This window comes from Leisingera sp. ANG49, from assembly GCF_059694505.1.
Genome location: NZ_JCATZN010000002.1, coordinates 122,622 through 140,254 on the forward strand (window position 1 = coordinate 122,622; position 17,633 = coordinate 140,254).

Below are 17,633 nucleotides of genomic sequence, written 5' to 3' on the forward strand. Positions count from 1 at the left end.
GCGGTTCAGGACCGGCACGTATTCAGTCGTATACGACGTTGCGTCTCCTATAGGAAACTTTTTCCCTATTGCAAACAAAAAGTGCGGTCTCGGAAATTTTGACCTGCAGATACACCAAAGCTAAGCTGTTTGCGGATCAGGAGAATTCGCAGAAATGGAACCAATTCCCTCAGAAGAAACAGGGCTCGGCCCCGATGTGGTAGAAGCCCCGGACGGGGAAGTGCTGGGTAAAATGATTCGGGATGCCCGCAAGGAAAAGGGGCTGACGCTGGAGGAAGCCGCCAAGGCAGCAGCCATTGGCAGGTCCACTTTGTCCAAGATCGAGAACAACCAGACCCGGCCCAGTTTCGAGATCATCCGCCGCCTGATGCAGACCCTGGAACTGGAAACGCCGCAGCTGTTTGTGCAGTCCAGCCAAAGCGGCGTGACCGGGCGCAGGGATTTCACCCGCACGGGGGCAGGCGAGCATAAGGAAACCTCGACCTATGATCACGAGCTGTTGTGCAGCGAACTGACCAGCAAGCGCATGGTGCCTTATATCAGCACCATCAAGGCGCGCGATGTGACCGAGTTCGACAATTGGGTGCGCCACCAAGGGGAGGAGTTCATGTTCGTGCTGAGCGGTGAACTGATCCTCTACACCGAGCATTACCGGCCGCTGCGCATGGGGGCTGGGGATTCCGTCTATTACGACAGCGGAATGGGCCATGGTTGCGTTTCCGTCAGTGCGGACGACGCCCGTGTGCTTTGGGTCTCGTTGGAAGGGTAGCGCGTGCGCGAGGTCTGTCAGCGTGAAGGGCCGCGACGGTGGCCGCACCCATGTCGAAGTGTGCAGCCGCGCAAATCCCCCAATAGCCCAGGTGCACCGGATTCATAGATCAATTCCGTCCCGGCGGCAGATGAGGCCGGCAACACCTCCAGCGGATAGGTCGCTTCGGTGATATTCCGCAAAGCTGGAATGACGAAAGCACTCCGCCCATGACAACACACGCCTTCAGGCTGTCTCGCGGGCAGGCACGGGGTCCAGGCTGATCGTGAACCGGATTGTGGTGCCGGTTTTCGTTTGCGGATCGCACCAGATCAGGCCTTTGTGGCGCTTGGCGATTTTGGCGCAGGTCGCCAAGCCCAGACCGGTGCCGGGCTGCTCGCTGCCACGCTGCAGCCGCTTGAAGGGTTCGAAGATCTTCTCCCGGTACTCCGGCGGCACGCCAATGCCATTGTCGGCAACGGAAATCACCACCCCAGGCTGGGCAGGTTCGGCGGTCACAGAGATTTCTGGGATCTCGCCGCCGCTGTACTTGATGGCATTACTGATCAAATTCTGCAGCAGCTGGACGATATCGGGCGGGAAGCACAGCACACTCAGCCCGCCGGATTGCCAGTCGATCCGGGCACCGGATTCCGCCAGATCCTGCGCCAGAACCGCGCGCAAGCTGTCGAACAGGCTGTCGACAGTGACACGCTCCGCCCGGCCGTCGCTGTGCGGGTTGATATGGCTTGCCAGCCGTTCAATCAGCTCGGACGTTTTGTTCACCGATTTTTTCATCAGATCGAATTGCCGGGAAACCTCCTCCAGGTCGCCCTCCTCATATTCTTCCTGGATCTGGTCGCTCAGAAACTTGATGGCCCGCAGCGGAGCCCGGATGTCGTGGACCAGCACGTCCGAAAACAGCCGGAGCTCGTTTTGCTGCTCCTGAATTCGCCAGCGCATGTCTGCGACTTTCAGACCGTTTGCAATCATCCGCTTCAGCGCCTCCGCGCTCAGAGCCGACTTGGGGATGTAATCGCTGGCCCCGGCCAGGATGACGCTTTTGGCAATCTCCTCGTCCCCGTGGCCAGTTGTCATGAACAGCACGGCCTGCGGCCAGGATTCCTTGAGCCGGGTGATCAGGTCGAGCCCGGTGCCATCGGGCAGCAAGTAATCCAGAAAGATGATTTCCGCAGGAGACCCGGCAAAGCCAAGTGCATTTTCACCGCTGTCGGCCTCACTGATCCTGGCGTCCGGATGGTGCTGCTTCAGCAGCCGGAGCATCAGCTTCCGGTCGCCGCCGTCATCGTCAATGAGCAGGATGTTGAGTGCTGCCATCAGTCACCTGTTTGATGTGAATTTCGGGCAGCTCGACAATGCGCCAGTAGTTGTCGAGCGTTGACATGAGGTCGGCAAACATCTCGCCTGCCTTGGATTTCAGAATGTAGCCCGCAACATTGTTGGCATAAGCTTCGGAGATGTCCCGCTCGTCGTCCGATGTAGTCAGCACAATGAACAGTATGTTGTGCAGTACCGGATCGGCGCGGATTTCGCGCAGCAGCTCAATTCCGTTTTTGCGCGGCATGTTAATGTCGCTCAGCACCACGAAATGAGGCGGAGGCACCTGGCTCATTTCGCCCCGCAGGTAAGCCAGCGCCTCAACACCGTCCACGAACCGGGTAACCGGATTGGCAATTCTGGCCCGCTCAAAGGCTCGGTTCAGGGCTTTGGCGTCGCCGTCATCGTCTTCCACAAGAATGATGTTCAAGGCCGGCCGGCTGGCGGTTCGGGTATTCTGCATAATCTTCAAACTCCATTCTGCCGACTGGACCGGTGCTGCATGGCACGGATGCTCGGTCTGCCGGTTCCGGCGGTCATGGGCAGAGCCCGGCCGGGCCGCTACTGCAGCAGGTTCGGGGAAACCCGGGCGGTCACCTCGCGGGTGTCTTCGATCACGCTATCCAGATCATCCATGAACGCCACCAGATCCTTACAGCTGCGTTCGAGCATCGTCACATCCGACAGCACGGAAGGTGATACGCCCTCATCCTGCCGTGCCTGCGATTTTACGACCCGGACACCTGCCAGTGTGCGGCTCAGCAGCAGCCGCAGGTCGGGCCCGCAGCCGACGATGAAGCGCTGGAAGATCCGTTTCAGCTCCTTCTCCGACGCCCGCGCGCTGGACAGCTGGCCGTAAAGCGCCCGCCGTTCGATCGCAGAGGCAATCGACTTGATCAGCGCGTCCACGGACAGCTCCTCCTTGACGATATAGTCGGCGCAGCCGCGGCGCATGGCATTGACGGCGGTCTGATAGCTGGTGACGCTTGTCAGCATGATCGGAACCGCCTGCACTTGATCTTCGTGGGTCATAAGCAGCTTCAGGGCATCCAGGCCAGTGTCCATGCCCAGGTTGTGGTCCAGAAACACCAGGTCGAACCGTTCCTTGTCCAGAAGCCTGCGCATTTCTTCCAGATTGGCGGCCTCAAAAAACTCGGCCTCCATTCCAGCCTTGCGGCACAGCTTCTTCAGGCGCAGCCTGTCTATCTCATCATCATCCACTGAAAGGATGTTGAGGATCACGGGCTGCAAAAAGGGCGTTGCAGCTGCTTCTGGAAAACGATTGTTACTCATCCTGTTACCCCTTTGAATTGGCACGGCTCCTGGAATGGAGGCATCCGAAACAAAACACGCAAGGGCAGAATATTCAAAGCCGATACGCGCACTGGTTTATTATCTGAGGGGATTTCATTAATGAAAACTGAGTTGCGCGAAGGGGGCGGAGGATTTTGCGCTGCTGACACGCAAGCCTCTGCAATTTCCCGGAAGCTTCACGGTGCCGGCCGCCGCTTGGACCGGTGTCTAAGGTGTTCCAAGTTTGCTGAAAATTCGAGGCTGATTGCAGCATTTTGGTGCCGCGCGATGCAGCTTCCATAGGGAGCGCGACCAAGGCAGCTGCCGCGGAACCGGGCAGCAAGCGGGCGGTGTGCTGCGATATATGCGGGAGCCTGGCGCCATTCCTTTGCGGCGGCATTCCTGCTGCCGCGGGGCACGGTCTGAAGGCGCCACCGTTTTCGGCGGCGCCTCCGGTGGGTGTTCAGAAGTCCTGCCAGAGATCGCGGGCGGCATTGCCGCTGCTGGCCGCAGGCGCAGGCGCCGGGCTGGCCTCGATCTCCCAGTTGCCCCCGCCATGCGCCGAGGGCGCCGGCTTGGCGGCCGGGGCGGGGGCTGCAGCCGGGGCCGGGCGGGCGGACAGGGTGCCGCCGGAGACCCGGAAATGCGCCACCAGCTCGGCCAGCTTGCCCGCGTCGGTGTTCAGCATGTGGCCCGCCGCGGTGGCCTCTTCCACCATCGCCGCGTTCTGCTGGGTCACCTGGTCCAGCTGGGTGACGCCGGTGTTGATCTCGTTGAGGCCGGTGGACTGCTCCGCCGCGCCTTCGGCAATGCCGGAGACCAGCTGCGAGATATGGGTGACCTGCTCGACGATGCTCTGCAGCGCCTCGCCCGCCTTGCCGACCAGGTCGACGCCGCGCTCCACCTGTTTGGAGCTGTCGGAGATCAGCGTCTTGATCTCCATCGCCGCGTCCGAGGAGCGCTGCGCCAGCGCCCGCACCTCGCTGGCGACCACCGCAAAGCCCTTGCCGGCCTCGCCCGCCCGCGCCGCCTCGACGCCTGCATTGAGCGCCAGCAGGTTGGTCTGGAAGGCGATGTCGTCGATCACCGAGATGATCTGGCTGATGTGGTTCGAGCTCTGCTCGATCTCGGTCATCGCCGAGACCGCGCTCTGCACCACTTCGCGGTTGTTTTCCGCCTCGGTGCGGGCCGCGGCCATGGTCGCCTCGACGCTGCGGGCGCCGTCGGCGGCGGATTTGACGCTGGCGGTCAGCTCATCCAGCGCCGCAGCTGTCTGCTCCAGCGTCGCCGCCTGGCTTTCGGTGCGGTGCGACAGGTCGTCGGAGGCCTGGCTGATCTCGGCGGCGCCGTTGCGGATGCTGCCGGAGGCCTCGATCACCTGCTGCACGGTGCCGCTGAGATTGCTGACGGTGCTGTTGAAGTTCTGCCGCAGCTGCTCGTATTCCTCCGGGAAGGCAGAGGTGATCGGCTGCGAGAAATCGCCGTCGGCGAGCTGCACCAGGCCGGCGCTCAGGCTTTCGACCACCTGCTGCTGCTGGCGCTGCATCTCGGCGCGCTCCTCCTCGGCGGCGCGGGCCAGCTTCAGGTCGTCCTGCATGGAGACCAGGGTCCTGCCGATCTTGCCGATCTCGTCGGTGCGGCTTGCCGCTTCCACCTCGGTGTCGAGATCGCCGGAGGACACCGCCTCCATGTCGGTGCAGATCCGGTCGATCGGCCTGGTGATCGACCGTGCAAAAAGCCAGCCGAAGAAGGACACTGCCGCGGCACAGGCGAGGGAAATCAGGATCATGATCTGGCGCTGTGCTGATGCAGGCGCCAGAATTTCCGCCCGGTCCAGTTCGGCAATCAGCGCCCATTGCAAGTTGCGGAATGCGACTGGCTCCGCAACTGCGGCGACGATGCGGCCGCTGGGTTTTTCAACCGCCGGATAAAAAGTCTCCGCATGTCCTGTGCCGCCTTCCGTCGAATGTTCGGCAATGGAGGCAAAGGCATTTTGAATATGCGTCAGCCGGCCGACCTCATCGAGCAGGTTGTGGCCGCCGTCCTGGCGGGACGCAGTGCGGGCCTTGTAATCCTTACCGACAAGGTAAACGTCAAGAGTTTGCAGGTCACCCCCAAAGGTGGTTGTAATACCGGAAATCTCGTCGATCGCGACCTGAATGGCAAAGACACCGATGTATCGCCCGCCGCTGTCCTGGATGCGGGCCGCTGCAAAGGCCGCTGGAGCATCCCCACTGGGAGCATAAGGCGCAATATCGGAGAAATAGACCTGTTCCTTCTGTCCCTCTGCAGCAAGCTGGAAGGCCTGCGCCAGACCGGTTTCTTTGTAGGCGCCGGTATTCAAGTTGGTGGCGTAGTCGGCTTCCTTCGTGACCGAGAAGATCACATCACCCTCGGGGCTGATCAGGAAAATGTCGTAGTAGCCGAGCCGTTCCATCATCCCTGCGAATGCCGGGTGGTTGCGTTCGAAGTGAATATCATATGGCGACGAGGCCGAGGCAAACATCGACAGGTTCCCAACCTCTTGCTGTCCGCTACCGCCGCGGGTGGTCCAGGTCACGCCCAGATCTTTCATCGCCTTGGCGGTGGAGGGAACCGCAGAGACTGTCAGGATCGCCGCTTCAATGGATTTCAGGTAGGAATGCAGCGCAGCCTCGCGGTCGCGGACCAGAGATTGCAAGACAACCTCCGCATCATGGACGACGCTGCGCCGGAAGTAACTGCTGCTGAAGGCAATCAGGACGATAGTTACCGTCAGAGCGGTGCCGACGACCAGCATGGGAAGCTTTTGGGAAAGTTTAAAATTCTGCAACATTTTCAACGTAACACCTCCGGCAGATATCCGCCGGCTTGGCGCCGGGGATGGGGGACTGAGACTGGGTCACATACAACGTCAGATTGATTTTGAATCCGTTAATGCTCCAAAAAATCCAGAAGTAATTCCATACTGATTGTTTTCCCTGCGGCCGCTCTGCGCATTTGGCTGCGTGACCGAATAACTGGCGTTAAGGTTTCGGGCGGAGTTGCGCGGGCAGGGCGGGTTAACGGCTGCAGGCAAGCGCTCCGGCAGGACGGGTTGGATTCGTTAACCTTTTGCGGCCCGGATGGCTTCGAATCGCGACAGACCGGACCCTCCAAATCGGGATTCTGCCTGAAATTGACACCAAAGTTCTCTTTTGTTGTTCGCGGGTTGAAAAAAATATTTACGGTTTGTTTACTTTTTCTGGCCAAGCGGCAGGCTTTTTTGCCATGGTTAAGCATCAATAACCGGGGGGTTAGGGAATTGTTAACGCTGCCGTATTCTGTCCACCTTTTGGTCTCAGCCCGGCAACTTTGGGTCTCATTCCAGCCGCACGCCTGAATGACGATGCCCATGTGGGAAGCTGGAGTGGGTTATGAGACTAACTATTGCTGCAATTGCGGCATGCCTGTCCCTGGGCATGCCCATAGGCGCGGCTGCGGATGAGCCGCAGGCACGCGCCGAAACGATACAGGGGCTGGAAGCCGTCGGACGGCTGAACATTGCCAACAAAAACATGTGCACCGGGGCGCTGGTGGCACCCAATCTGGTGCTGACTGCCGCGCATTGCCTGTTCGATCCCAGGACAGGAGCCAGGGTTGATCCGCAGAGCATCTGGTTTGAGGCCGGATTGTCCGGGCGCCGGGCTGTAGCGCTGCGGCAAGTGGCGAAGGCTGTTTTGCATCCGCAATATCAGTACCGCCCGTCCGGAACCCATCAGGTCGGCAGCGATCTGGCGGTACTGCGGTTGGACCGGCCGATCAGCAGCCGCCAGATAGCGCCACTGGCGATGGATTGGGGGGCCGAGAGGGGCGATACCCTGGACGTGCTGTCCTATACGCGGCATCACGCGACACGGCCTAGGCTGAAACGCTCTTGCAGCGTTCTCGCCCGCAAAAGCCGCACCCTGGTGATGTCCTGCCTGGTGGACTTCGGGGCCTCGGGATCGCCGGTGCTGGAACTGCGCCCAGGCCAGGCGCCGCGGCTTGTTTCGGTGATTTCAGCCAAGGCTGCCATGGGCAGCCGCCGGGTGTCGATCGGCACCGCTCTGGATGCGACGCTTAACGATCTGATCCGCCGGGCCGGCTGATCCTCGTTTCCCGCATGTCAAAGCGGAGGGGCCGTTCCGGACAGGAGCGGCCTCTTGCTTCTTTAGGGCTCGCGCAGCGCCTCGCGGGATTTGTAGAGCGGTTTCAGCAAGTACTGCAGCACAGTCTTGGCACCGGTCTGAAGTTCAGCCGCGGCCCGCATGCCGGGGCGGATCTCGATCGATTGCTGGCGTTCGGTGAAACCGGATTTGTCGACCCGCACCGTTACCCGGTAGTAGGACTCGGCGCGCGGGTTGCGCTCATCCTCGAACGTATCGGCCGAGACGAAATCCACCTTGCCGCGCAGTGAGCCGTAGATGGTATAGTCATAGGCCGAGAGCTTGATTGTGGCGTCCTGGCCAGGTTGCACGCTTGCGATGTCTTCCGGCTTCACCCGCGCCTCGACAAACAACTCTTCACCCAGCGGGATAATCTCCAGGATCTCCTCGCCGGGGCGGATCACGCCGCCGATGGTGGTCACGGCCAGGCTGTTCACGATCCCCGCCATGGGGGAGGTGATGATGGTGCGGTTCAACTGGTCCACCGCCAGCCGCTGCTCCTGCCGCAGGGTGGTGATCTCCCGCAGGGTCTGGGCGTATTCTTCGGCTTGTTCCAGCTCCGCCTGGGTGCCGATTTCGGTGTATTTGGCGCGCGCATCGGTGGCCGTCTTGCGGGCCTTGTTTACCTCGATCAGGGCCACGATCTTTTGCTTGTAGAGCGTCTCCATATTCGCCAGTTCGGCGTTCAGCTGATCCATGATCTGCCGGGCGCTGTCGCGGCGGCTGGCAAAGTCTGTCTGCCGCGCGGTCAGCAGGCCGCGTTCAGAGGCCAGAATACCGGGGGAACGCTGTGCCAGCATATCCGGCACAGTGAATTCAAAGGCGCCCTTCATCTGCGCCTCCAGCCGGTGGCGCCTGATCTCCAGCGCGTCGATCTGGTTCTGCAGCTCATCCGCGGCGGTGCGAAACTTGGTGTCCTGCAGCTTGGCCAGCACCTGGCCGGCGGTCACGATATCGCCCTGGCGCACATGCAGCTCCGCAAGGATGCCGCCCTCCAGGTTCTGAACGATCTGAGCGCGTGAGGAGGAGACCACCTGTCCCTCGCCGCGCACGATCTCGTCGATGGAGGCAAAGGCGGCCCATATAAGGAACGTGGCCACAGCGGCCAACGCCAGATAGATGATACGGCTGGCGCTTCGCGGCGTCTCGGCATTTCCATAGGGGTCGTGCAGCGCCATGGTCATTTGCCTTCTCCTGCGGCCAGATGGGCCAGCACCTGATCGCGCGGGCCATCCACCACCATACGGCCGGATTGCAGGATCAGGGTGCGGTTGGTCAGCGACAGGATCGGCATCCGGTGGGTGGCGATCACCGCCGTGCGGCCCTCCAGCCAGTTTTCCAGGCGGCTGACCAGAGTGCGTTCCAGCGTCTGGTCCAGAGCCGCGGTGGGTTCATCCAGCAGCACGACAGAGGGATTTTGCAGCCACAGCCGCGCCCAGCCGATCGACTGGCGCTGCCCGATCGATAGGCCATGGCCGCCGTCGCTGATCTCCAGGTCCAGACCCTTGTGGTGATTGCGCACATGGGCGCCGAGGCCGGCAAATTCCAGCGCCTCCATCAGCCGGTCGTCGTCACGCTCCAGCTGGTTGAGGTTCAGGTTGTCGCGCAGCGAGCCGGCAAACAGCCGAACGTCCTGGCTGAGGTAGCCGATGTTTGCCCGCAGGTCACGCGGGTCGATCTGCGCCATGTCGGTGCCGTCCAGCAGGATGCGGCCCCGGTCGGGGGCATAGAGGCCGGACAGGAGCTTGAGAAGGGTGGATTTGCCGGAGCCGTTGACGCCCAGCACTGCAACCCGCTGGCCCGGTGTGACTGCCACCGCCTGAACATCCAGCGTCGGGGCCGCGTCATCCTCATAACGGAACAGGATCTCGCGCAGCTCGAACCGGCCCTCGATCTTCTGGCGGCGCAGGTAGGAGCGTTCTTTCTCTTTCTCCTGCGGCGCTTGGGCAATGGCATCCAGCCCTTCCAGCGCCGCCTTCACATTGCTCCAGCGTGCCAGCGTGGCGGCAAACTGAGTCAGCGGCGCCAGTGTCCGGCTGGTCAGGATGCCGGTTGCGATGATGGTGCCGACGGTGAATTCACCGGCGAATACCAGGAGCGTGCCCAGCACCACTGCGGTGATATAGGTCGCCTGCTGGACCCCCTGCGACCAGTAGGTAAGGGCGCTGGAAAGCTTGCGCTGCTCGGTCGCGGAGTGCGACGACAGCGTGTTCAGCTCATCCCACAACCGCAGCACGCGCTCCTCGCCGCGCTGGGTCTTCACGGTGTCCAGCTCGGTCACCACCTCATGCAGCAGCCGCCCGGCCTTGGCATTGGCGCCTTGGGTTTGGCGGGTATAGGTGATCATCTTCTTCTGCATGAAATAGGCGGGCAGCAGCATCAGGATGCCGCCTCCGATGATCACCCAGACCACCGGCCCGGCGATGGAGGCGACCAGCAGCAGGAAGACTGCGATGAACGGAATGTCCGCCAGCGTCGAGATGGTGGAGGAGGTGAAGAATTCCCGCACCGAGCCGAAATCGCGCATCGCTGCAAACAGGCCGGAGGGCGGCAGCGGTTTCTTGTCGGAGCGCATCCCAATCAGGCGGCGCATCAGGTTGTGCTGCACTGACAGCTCAATCTGGCGGCCGGCCGCATCGGTCAGCCGGGCGCGGGCCAGTTTCAGCATCGCCTCCAGCGCAATTGCCAGGAAGGCGCCCACCGCCAGCACCCACAGGGTTGCGTGCGACTGATGCGGCACCACCCGGTCATAGACCTGCAAGGAGAACAGCGCGACGGAGACGGCCAGGATATTGGCCACCAGCGAGCCCAGCATGATCTCGCCCACCTGGCGGCGGTACTTCGGGAACTCGCTCCAGAACCAGTGCCCGGGGTCGATCTGCGGTGTGTGCTTGGCTGCCATTTGGCTGAGCGAGGGGCGGACCGACAGCACAGTGCCGGTGAAGTAGGGGCTGAATTCCGTCAGCGGCACCTCGGTGCGGTTATCCGGGCAGGAAGTGTCATAGATCGTCAGCGCATCATCGGCCTGGCCCAGCACCAGCACGCACTGTCCGCCGGACATGATCGCCAGCGCAGGCCACAGAGCAGGGGCAAGGCTTTGTTTTTCCAGCACCTTGGGCTGCAGCCCGGTGGATTGCAGCGCCTTGGTCAGCGTGTGGAGGGACAGGTCCCCCGGCGTTTCCTTCCACAGGAAGGCTGCGACGTCGCTGACTGCCACCTCGCTGCCCTTCAGCGCAGCAAGGGTCGCAATCAGGCTGGCCCGGTGCTGGATGCGGGCTGCCGCCCCTTCCAGCAGCGAGCCGACTTCGGGCTGTGGATCCTGGGGCTTGGGCCGGTTGCTTGTCTTTGGTTTCAGCTTGGCACTAGGGCCGGGCGCCGGGGCAGGGGTGTTGGCTGGCTGCATCCTGCCTTGCGGTGCGGCCTGCGGGCCGGAAACAGGCACGGCCCGCAGCACCGGCTTCTTGCCGGCGGCGGGCATCGGGCGGGGCGGCTTTTGCGTGGTGTCAGTCAAATCTTGTCCCCATCAGCCAGAAGCCCAAGGTCGCGTGCCAGTGCCAGCTGGATCAGCACCACCTCGTATTTAGCGTCGATATGGGCCTGCTCGCGGCGCACCAGTTCCTCATAGACCTGGATCACCTCCATCACCGGGCGCTGGCCTGCCTCGAACTGCTTCAGGAACAGCTCGTAGGTCTCGCGGCTGCGGCGCACCAGCACGGCGGTCTCGCCCTCCTGCCGCTGGTACGACGCAATCTGTTGCACCTGGCGGCTGTAGGCGCGGCGGGCGGCCTCTTCGGCTTCGCCGACTTGGCGCGTCGCGGCCTCTTTGGAGGCCTCAAGCGCCTGGATGGCGGCTGGCGTGCCCAGCCCCAGCGGCTGGCCGACCCCCAGGGTGATCCCGGCGCCAGAGCCGTCAGTGGTCACATTGCCTGCGGCGGAGATCTGCGGCAGCAGCCCGGCGCGGCCGGACTTGGCCTGGGCAATGGTGCGCTCCGCTTCGGCTTCAGCCTTGAGCACGGACAGGAATTGCCCCTGTTCGGGCGGTGTGCTGATAGACAGATGCGAAGGCTTCTGGCCGAAAGTCTGCCCTGTCATCGCCTGCAACTCAGCGCGTGCGGTGGCGGCGGCGTCCCGGGCAGTGGCGGTAGCGGTGCGGATGCCGCTGATCTTGCTGTCCACCACATTGAGGTCGGCGCGGTCGGAGACGCCGCCATCGACCCGGCCCTGCACGATGCGGCGGAACTCTTGCATCCGGCGCAGTGCGCGGTCGCCATAGGCAGCCTTCTCATCACCGCGCAGGGCAGCGGCATAAAGCCCGACGGCGGTTTCCACCCGGCTGTTCATGTCCTGTGACAGGCTTACGGCGGCGACCTCCACATCGGCGGCGGCAAACTCGCGCTCTGCCTTGCGGCGGCCGTTGTCGAACAGCACCTGCTCGATCAGCAGCCCGGCCACCAGATCGCCCAGGTCAGTCAGGCTGACAGAAGGCCCCAGCGTCGGAAACCAATTCTTGGACGCCGCCTCCGCCCGCAGCTTGGCGCTGATCAGTTCTGCCTCGGCTGCGCGGGAGGAGGCGGCAATGGCGGCTGCGGCCACCTGTCCGTAGGCGCTGTCCTCCGCCAGCAGCGAGCGGCGCTCCATCAGGGCGCTGATCACTTCGGAGGTGGTCTCGCCCGTTTGTGTGAAATTGCTGTGCGGGCCGCTGGCTTCCGCATCGCCAAAGGGTGCCGGTGCGCAGGCCGAAAGGCTGCACATCGTTGCGATGGCGCAAAGAAAGCGTCCCGGTTGCATCCTGCCCTTTGCCCTTTTGTTCCAGGCTTTTGATATTTTGGGCCCGGCAGCAGAAGCCGCCGGGCCGGTAGATCAGATCACGGTGTTGACGTCTTCATCGACCAGGATCGTGGTGCCGTCGTCGCCCAAGGTGTAAACGTCGTAGGTCTCGCCGTCGATCGTCTGGGTGCCGCTGGCCGTTGCGCCGGTGATGGTCAGGGTGTCGTCCGAGCCGCCATGCACCGTCAGTGTGTCAGCGTTACCGGACAGCGCGTTGATATCGGCTTCGGTCAGAGTCAGATCGACATTGTCCGCGTGCACCAGGTTCAGCTCGTCGATGTTGAACTGCGACAGGCCTGCGTGATCCAGCACCGTGGCATCGGCGCCATCTTCGAACACAATCATGGTGCCAGAGCTGTTGCCTGCATCATCAACGCGGTTGACCACCAGGTGCGATCCGTCCGGTACCGTTTCGTCGAAACTGAAGAAAGTGCTGCCGCCGCCGAGGTCTGTTTCAGTGCCGGTGACATCCTCCACCGCGCCGCCGCTGGTCAGCTCATGGGTGGTGTCGCTGTCCTCGTAGTCGTCGCTGAAGAAACCAGTGACGCCGGAACCGGTGCTGATGACGCTGCCAACATTCGGTGCATCGTATTCGGTGTCGACCTCAAAAGTCTCAGTCAGGGTCGCGGTATTGCCAGCCGGGTCGGTCGCGGTGATCTCTGCCTGGCTGCTGTAGGTGCCCTCCGGCAGGTCGTCCGCGTCGAACTCCACGCTCCAATTGCCGTCGGCATCGACGGTTGCGGCCCGGGTCACGCCTTCGATGGTGATGTCGATCGTTGAGCCGGCCTCCACTGTGCCGGTCAGGGTCAGCCCAGCAGCGCGCTCGGCGATGTTGACGATGTCATCATCGGCAATGCTGTCCGCTTCGAACGGCACAACTTCAGTGTCGATAGTCAATGTGTCGGTGATTTCCGAGGTGTTGCCGACAGCGTCGGTGGCAGTGACGGTGATGTCCGCTTCATAGCTGCCCTCGGCAATGCCAGAGGCGGCAAAGTCCACGCTCCAGTTGCCGTCAGCGTCCACGGTCGCAGTTTCGGTGGCATCGCCCAGCTGAACCACCACGGTTGAGCCCGGCTCCACGGTGCCGGTCAGGGTGACCCCGTCGCTGCGCTCGCTTGCGTTGACGATGCCATCGCCCTCGACGCTTGCGGTTTCCACAGTGAGCGGATCGACCACCGTGTCCACATGCAGATCCGCCGTGGCGGTTGCGGTATTGCCCGCTTCGTCGGTCGAGGTGACGCTGATCGTTGTGTCATATTCACCGGCGGGCAGGGAGCCCGCTTCGAACTCTGCCGCCCAATTGCCATCGGAATCCACCGTGGCAGTCCGGGTGACGCCTTCAACCGTGACGCTGACTGTCGCGCCGGCCTCTCCGGTGCCGGTAAGGGTCAGGCCTGCTGCGGCTTCGGCGTTGTTGACGATGTCGTCGCCGCCCGACTGGCCGGAATCGATGTCTACGGTGGTGGTGGTGTCCACCCGGATCGTGCCGGTGGCCGTTTCGGTGTTGCCAAAGGCGTCGGTTGCCGTGGCCGTCACTTCTGCATCGTATTCGCCAGACAGGACTTCCGAGGCGGCAAAATCGGCGCTCCAGGTTCCGCCGTCGGTGGCGGTCACCGTGCGGGTCACCCCCTGGAAAGTCACTTCCACGGTTGCCCCGGCTTCGGCGGTGCCGGTCAGGGTCACCCCGTTGGCGGCCTCTGCGCCATTGATCATGTCATCGCCGCCGGCCTGACCGTCATCAATCGCAACTGCGGTTTCGGTGTCGATGCGGATGGTGGAGGCGGCTGTTGCCGTGTCGCCAGAAGCGTTCGTCGATGTGACGCTGATCGGCGCGTCGTACTCGCCGCCGGTTACTTCCGAAGAGGCGAAGTCCGCGCTCCAGGTTCCTTCATCGGTGGCTGTCACGGTGCGGGTCACACCCTGAAAAGTGACTTCCACTGTGGAACCTGCCTCAGCGGTGCCGGTCAGGGTCACTCCGGCCGCTGCTTCGGCTGCACTGATCGTGTCGTCTCCGCCTGCCAGCCCGCTGTCGATGGTCACAAAGGTATTGCCGTTGTTGCCGCCGCTGCCGCCGCCACCGCCGCCATCCCCGCTGCCGCCGCTGGCAATTGCGGCCGCGCCGACGACGCCCGCTGCGGCTCCAGCCGCGCCCAGGCCGCCGAACAGGGGCGCAGCCAGCGGTGCTACAACCGGTTCGATCCGGTCGACGTCCAGAAACACCATCTCGTCATAGGCGCTCCACTTGCCGGCCAGGTCGAGCGGCTCGTAAGTGGCAAACAGCATACCGCCGGACTTGTCCTCCAGCACCACTTCGATGAACTGGCCTTCCTGGCTCAGGAACAGGTTCTTGCCGCCCGTTGCGCCGAAGGAATAGTAATTTTCCAGCACCAGCTCCTGGCCGTTTGCCAGGGTGATGTGCAGGTTGCTGCCTTGCCGTGAATAGCTCTCGACGTCTGCTGGGCTGAGATTGAGTGAAATGTCCTTGGACTGGCTTGCATCAATACGTGCCGGGGTGCCTTCGGAAAAATTTCCATGCTGTGTAGTGCCCGCCATATCGCGGGTGATATATGCGACCGTGCTCATAGATTTACCGCCCATCTATTATATGCCGCGGCCCGGAATTCGGCCATCGGCGTATGGTTTCGTTGCCTGTTTTTTGCCCAGCGGCCGTCTTTTGCGGCCATTTTGAGGCCACAATGTGACAAATTTTGCTGTCCTGTCCAGTATGTGAACGCCGCATTTGAGGTAATTTTGTTACCAACCGTGTCCTGGTTGCCGCAGATTTTCTATGGCTTTTTATGGGGCTGTGATGCTGCGTCTGCTGCAACCTCACCCGGCGGCCCTGTGGCGCGCGCGCGGGAGAGCCCGCTCAGCAAAGCGTCCGCGCGGGAGCGGCGGGGATAGAAGAAAGCTGCCTGTGAAGTTTTGGTTTTGCGGGCAGTTTGATGCTGAAGCCCTTGAAATGCCGCGATGCAGAAGGGAGGTGCGGCTGTGGTGATCGCCGCGATGTGAAGAAAATTTCCCGCAAAAGTTTCTGGCAATTAATTAAAAGTACACCACTTTCAGATAGTAAGAAGTTCGTAATTGGTGTAAGCTCGAGAGTAAGTAACACGACGCCGATAGCCCTGGTTTCCGGGCGCAGGCCGCCGCCAAGAGCGGCCAGCCGGACGTATGACGCCAGTAGCGGCGCCGAGCAGAAATCAGAACTCAACACTGACGCGGACATCCATGCCCACGTGCTGGGCTCTCTGTCTGCGCGCGATCTTAAACGCCAGGAGGAACGGCGCGAGTTAACCAGGAGGCTTGATCCAAGATGAAAGACATTGCCGAACTTTTTGCAGAGCAGTACGGCGAAACGCGCGAGCAGGAGATGCCGCTGCAGGACTATTTGAACGCCTGCCGTGACGATCCAAGCCTGTATGCAAACGTCGCCGAGAGGATGCTGAAGGCAATTGGCCAGGAAGAGCTGGTTGACACCTCCAAGGACTCCCGGCTCGGACCGATCTTTCAGAACCGCACGATCAAACGCTACAGCGCCTTCCACGATTTCTACGGCATGGAAGACACGATCGAACGGATCGTTGGCTACTTCCGCCACGCGGCGCAAGGGTTGGAGGAGCGCAAGCAGATCCTGTACCTGCTTGGCCCGGTCGGCGGCGGCAAGTCTTCCCTGGCGGAACGCCTGAAGCGTCTGGTCGAGGATCAGCCGATCTATGTGCTGAAAGCCGGCAATCAGATCTCGCCGATCTTCGAAAGCCCGCTGGGCCTCTTTGACCCGGTCCGCATGGGCAAGGTGCTGGAAGAGGAATACGGCATTGCCCAGCACCGGCTGCCAGGTCTGATGTCGCCTTGGGCGGTTCAGCGGCTGGATGAATTCGATGGCGATATCAACAAGTTCACGGTTGTCCGCCTGTACCCGTCGCGCCTGCGCCGCATCTGTGTGGCCAAGGTCGAGCCGGGCGATGAGAACAACCAGGACATCTCCACCCTTGTGGGCAAGGTCGACATCCGCCAGCTGGAGCATTTCAGCCAGGACAACCCGGATGCCTACAGCTTCTCCGGCGGCCTGAACCGGTCGACCCAGGGCATTTTGGAATTCGTCGAGATGTTCAAGGCGCCGATCAAGATGCTGCACCCGCTGCTGACGGCGACCCAGGAAGGCAACTACATGGGTACCGAAAGCTTCGGCGCCATCCCCTTCAGCGGCCTGATCCTGGCGCACTCGAATGAGTCCGAGTGGCAGTCTTTCAAGAACAACAAGAACAACGAGGCGTTCATTGACCGGGTGTCGATCATCAAGGTGCCCTACTGTCTGCGGGTCTCCGATGAAACTTCAATTTATGAGAAGTTGATCGAGAACAGCGAGCTGCGCAATGCGCCCTGCGCGCCGGAAACGCTGAAGATTCTCAGCCGCTTCTCGGTGCTGACCCGCCTGAAGCCGCATGAAAACTCCAACCTCTATTCCAAGATGCGGGTCTACGACGGCGAGAGCCTGAAGGACACCGATCCCAAGGCCAAGACGGTGCAGGAATACCAGGACCGCGCCGGCGTGGACGAGGGCATGAACGGCATCTCCACCCGCTTCGCCTTCAAGGTTCTGTCCACTACCTTCAACTTCGACACCAACGAGGTGGCGGCGGACCCGGTGCATCTGATGTATGTGCTGGAGCAGATGATCAAGCGCGAGCAGTTCCCGCAGGAGACGGAACAGAAGTATCTGGAGTTCATCAAGACCGAGTTGGCGCCGCGCTATGAGGAGTTCATCGGTAACGAGATCCAGAAGGCGTACCTCGAAAGTTATACCGAATACGGCCAGAATGTATTCGACCGTTATATCTCCTACGCCGATGCCTGGATCGAGGAGCAGGACTACAAGGATCCGGATACCGGCCAGCTCTACAACCGCGAGGTTCTGGATGCGGAGCTGTCGAAAATCGAAAAGCCGGTCGGCATCGCAAATCCCAAGGACTTCCGCAATGAGGTGGTCAAATTCGCCCTGCGCCACCGTGCCAACACCGGCTCAAACCCGGCCTGGAATTCCTACGAGAAGCTGCGCGATGTGATTGAGAAGCACATGTTCAGCCAGGTGGAGGAACTGCTGCCGGTGATCTCCTTCGGATCCAAGAAGGACAGCAAGACCGAAAGCAAGCACCAGGAGTTCGTCGAGCGGATGCGCGGCCACGGCTATACCGACCGCCAGGTGCGGCGCCTGGTCGAATGGTACATGCGCGTCAACAAGGCGGGCTAAAGAGGAGCGCTGT

At 61.9% G+C, this 17,633-nt stretch carries 12 protein-coding genes; 4 read left to right on the forward strand and 8 right to left on the reverse strand.

Annotation, left to right across the window (positions count from 1 at the left end; all coding sequences use genetic code 11):
* The first annotated feature begins 154 nt into the window (after nucleotides 1-154).
* Complete coding sequence (locus AC58NV_RS07005) at nucleotides 155-769, forward strand: helix-turn-helix domain-containing protein (protein WP_497226488.1); 615 nt, start codon at nucleotides 155-157, stop codon at nucleotides 767-769.
* Nucleotides 770-994: 225 nt separating this feature from the next.
* Here the strand turns inward: AC58NV_RS07005 and AC58NV_RS07010 are convergent, their stop codons facing one another.
* From AC58NV_RS07010 to AC58NV_RS07025, 4 genes are all read right to left on the reverse strand, one after another.
* A complete protein-coding gene (locus AC58NV_RS07010) occupies nucleotides 995-2,086 on the reverse strand; it encodes a sensor histidine kinase (RefSeq protein ID WP_497226489.1) in 1,092 nt (363 codons plus the stop codon).
* A complete protein-coding gene (locus AC58NV_RS07015) occupies nucleotides 2,058-2,549 on the reverse strand; it encodes a response regulator (protein ID WP_497226490.1) in 492 nt (163 codons plus the stop codon). Before AC58NV_RS07015 ends, AC58NV_RS07010 begins: the two co-directional genes overlap by 29 nt.
* Nucleotides 2,550-2,647: 98 nt before the next feature.
* Entirely contained in the window at nucleotides 2,648-3,379 is a 732-nt protein-coding gene (locus AC58NV_RS07020) for a response regulator (protein ID WP_497226491.1), read from the reverse strand.
* Nucleotides 3,380-3,842: 463 nt separating this feature from the next.
* The gene (locus AC58NV_RS07025) at nucleotides 3,843-6,158 is read right to left on the reverse strand and encodes a methyl-accepting chemotaxis protein (protein WP_497226492.1); all 2,316 of its coding nucleotides are present in this window, start codon (nucleotides 6,156-6,158) and stop codon (nucleotides 3,843-3,845) included.
* Between the two features lie 616 nt (nucleotides 6,159-6,774).
* Here AC58NV_RS07025 and AC58NV_RS07030 point away from each other — a divergent pair.
* A complete protein-coding gene (locus tag AC58NV_RS07030) occupies nucleotides 6,775-7,488 on the forward strand; it encodes a trypsin-like serine peptidase (RefSeq protein ID WP_497226493.1) in 714 nt (237 codons plus the stop codon).
* Between the two features lie 62 nt (nucleotides 7,489-7,550).
* On the opposite strand, the gene AC58NV_RS07035 is transcribed toward AC58NV_RS07030, so the two are convergent.
* From AC58NV_RS07035 to AC58NV_RS07050, 4 genes are all read right to left on the reverse strand, one after another.
* Nucleotides 7,551-8,729, reverse strand: coding sequence for an HlyD family type I secretion periplasmic adaptor subunit (locus AC58NV_RS07035; RefSeq protein ID WP_497226494.1), 1,179 nt, complete (start codon nucleotides 8,727-8,729; stop codon nucleotides 7,551-7,553).
* Entirely contained in the window at nucleotides 8,726-11,023 is a 2,298-nt protein-coding gene (locus AC58NV_RS07040; RefSeq protein ID WP_497227035.1) for an ATP-binding cassette domain-containing protein, read from the reverse strand. Before AC58NV_RS07040 ends, AC58NV_RS07035 begins: the two co-directional genes overlap by 4 nt.
* Before the next feature lie 29 nt (nucleotides 11,024-11,052).
* A complete protein-coding gene (locus AC58NV_RS07045) occupies nucleotides 11,053-12,333 on the reverse strand; it encodes a TolC family protein (RefSeq protein ID WP_497226495.1) in 1,281 nt (426 codons plus the stop codon).
* Between the two features lie 72 nt (nucleotides 12,334-12,405).
* Entirely contained in the window at nucleotides 12,406-14,955 is a 2,550-nt protein-coding gene (locus AC58NV_RS07050) for an Ig-like domain-containing protein (protein WP_497226496.1), read from the reverse strand.
* A 362-nt stretch (nucleotides 14,956-15,317) separates the two neighbouring features.
* On the opposite strand from AC58NV_RS07050, the gene AC58NV_RS07055 reads away from it, so the two are divergent.
* Together AC58NV_RS07055 and AC58NV_RS07060 are read left to right on the forward strand one after the other, a co-directional pair.
* On the forward strand, nucleotides 15,318-15,689 hold the full coding sequence (locus AC58NV_RS07055; RefSeq protein WP_497226497.1) for a hypothetical protein: 372 nt from the start codon (nucleotides 15,318-15,320) through the stop codon (nucleotides 15,687-15,689).
* The gene (locus tag AC58NV_RS07060; protein WP_366660705.1) at nucleotides 15,686-17,620 is read left to right on the forward strand and encodes a PrkA family serine protein kinase; all 1,935 of its coding nucleotides are present in this window, start codon (nucleotides 15,686-15,688) and stop codon (nucleotides 17,618-17,620) included. Before AC58NV_RS07055 ends, AC58NV_RS07060 begins: the two co-directional genes overlap by 4 nt.
* Nucleotides 17,621-17,633 lie beyond the last annotated feature (13 nt).

Coding starts and splice junctions, on each gene's coding strand:
- AC58NV_RS07025 (WP_497226492.1), bottom strand. CDS start 6,158: ATGCTGGTCGTCGGCACCGCTCTGACGGTAACTATCGTCCTGATTGCC.
- AC58NV_RS07015 (WP_497226490.1), bottom strand. CDS start 2,549: ATGCAGAATACCCGAACCGCCAGCCGGCCGGCCTTGAACATCATTCTT.
- AC58NV_RS07050 (WP_497226496.1), bottom strand. CDS start 14,955: ATGAGCACGGTCGCATATATCACCCGCGATATGGCGGGCACTACACAG.
- AC58NV_RS07030 (WP_497226493.1), top strand. CDS start 6,775: ATGAGACTAACTATTGCTGCAATTGCGGCATGCCTGTCCCTGGGCATG.
- AC58NV_RS07035 (WP_497226494.1), bottom strand. CDS start 8,729: ATGACCATGGCGCTGCACGACCCCTATGGAAATGCCGAGACGCCGCGA.
- AC58NV_RS07045 (WP_497226495.1), bottom strand. CDS start 12,333: ATGCAACCGGGACGCTTTCTTTGCGCCATCGCAACGATGTGCAGCCTT.
- AC58NV_RS07005 (WP_497226488.1), top strand. CDS start 155: ATGGAACCAATTCCCTCAGAAGAAACAGGGCTCGGCCCCGATGTGGTA.
- AC58NV_RS07040 (WP_497227035.1), bottom strand. CDS start 11,023: ATGCCCGCCGCCGGCAAGAAGCCGGTGCTGCGGGCCGTGCCTGTTTCC.
- AC58NV_RS07010 (WP_497226489.1), bottom strand. CDS start 2,086: ATGGCAGCACTCAACATCCTGCTCATTGACGATGACGGCGGCGACCGG.
- AC58NV_RS07055 (WP_497226497.1), top strand. CDS start 15,318: ATGCTGAAGCCCTTGAAATGCCGCGATGCAGAAGGGAGGTGCGGCTGT.
- AC58NV_RS07060 (WP_366660705.1), top strand. CDS start 15,686: ATGAAAGACATTGCCGAACTTTTTGCAGAGCAGTACGGCGAAACGCGC.
- AC58NV_RS07020 (WP_497226491.1), bottom strand. CDS start 3,379: ATGAGTAACAATCGTTTTCCAGAAGCAGCTGCAACGCCCTTTTTGCAG.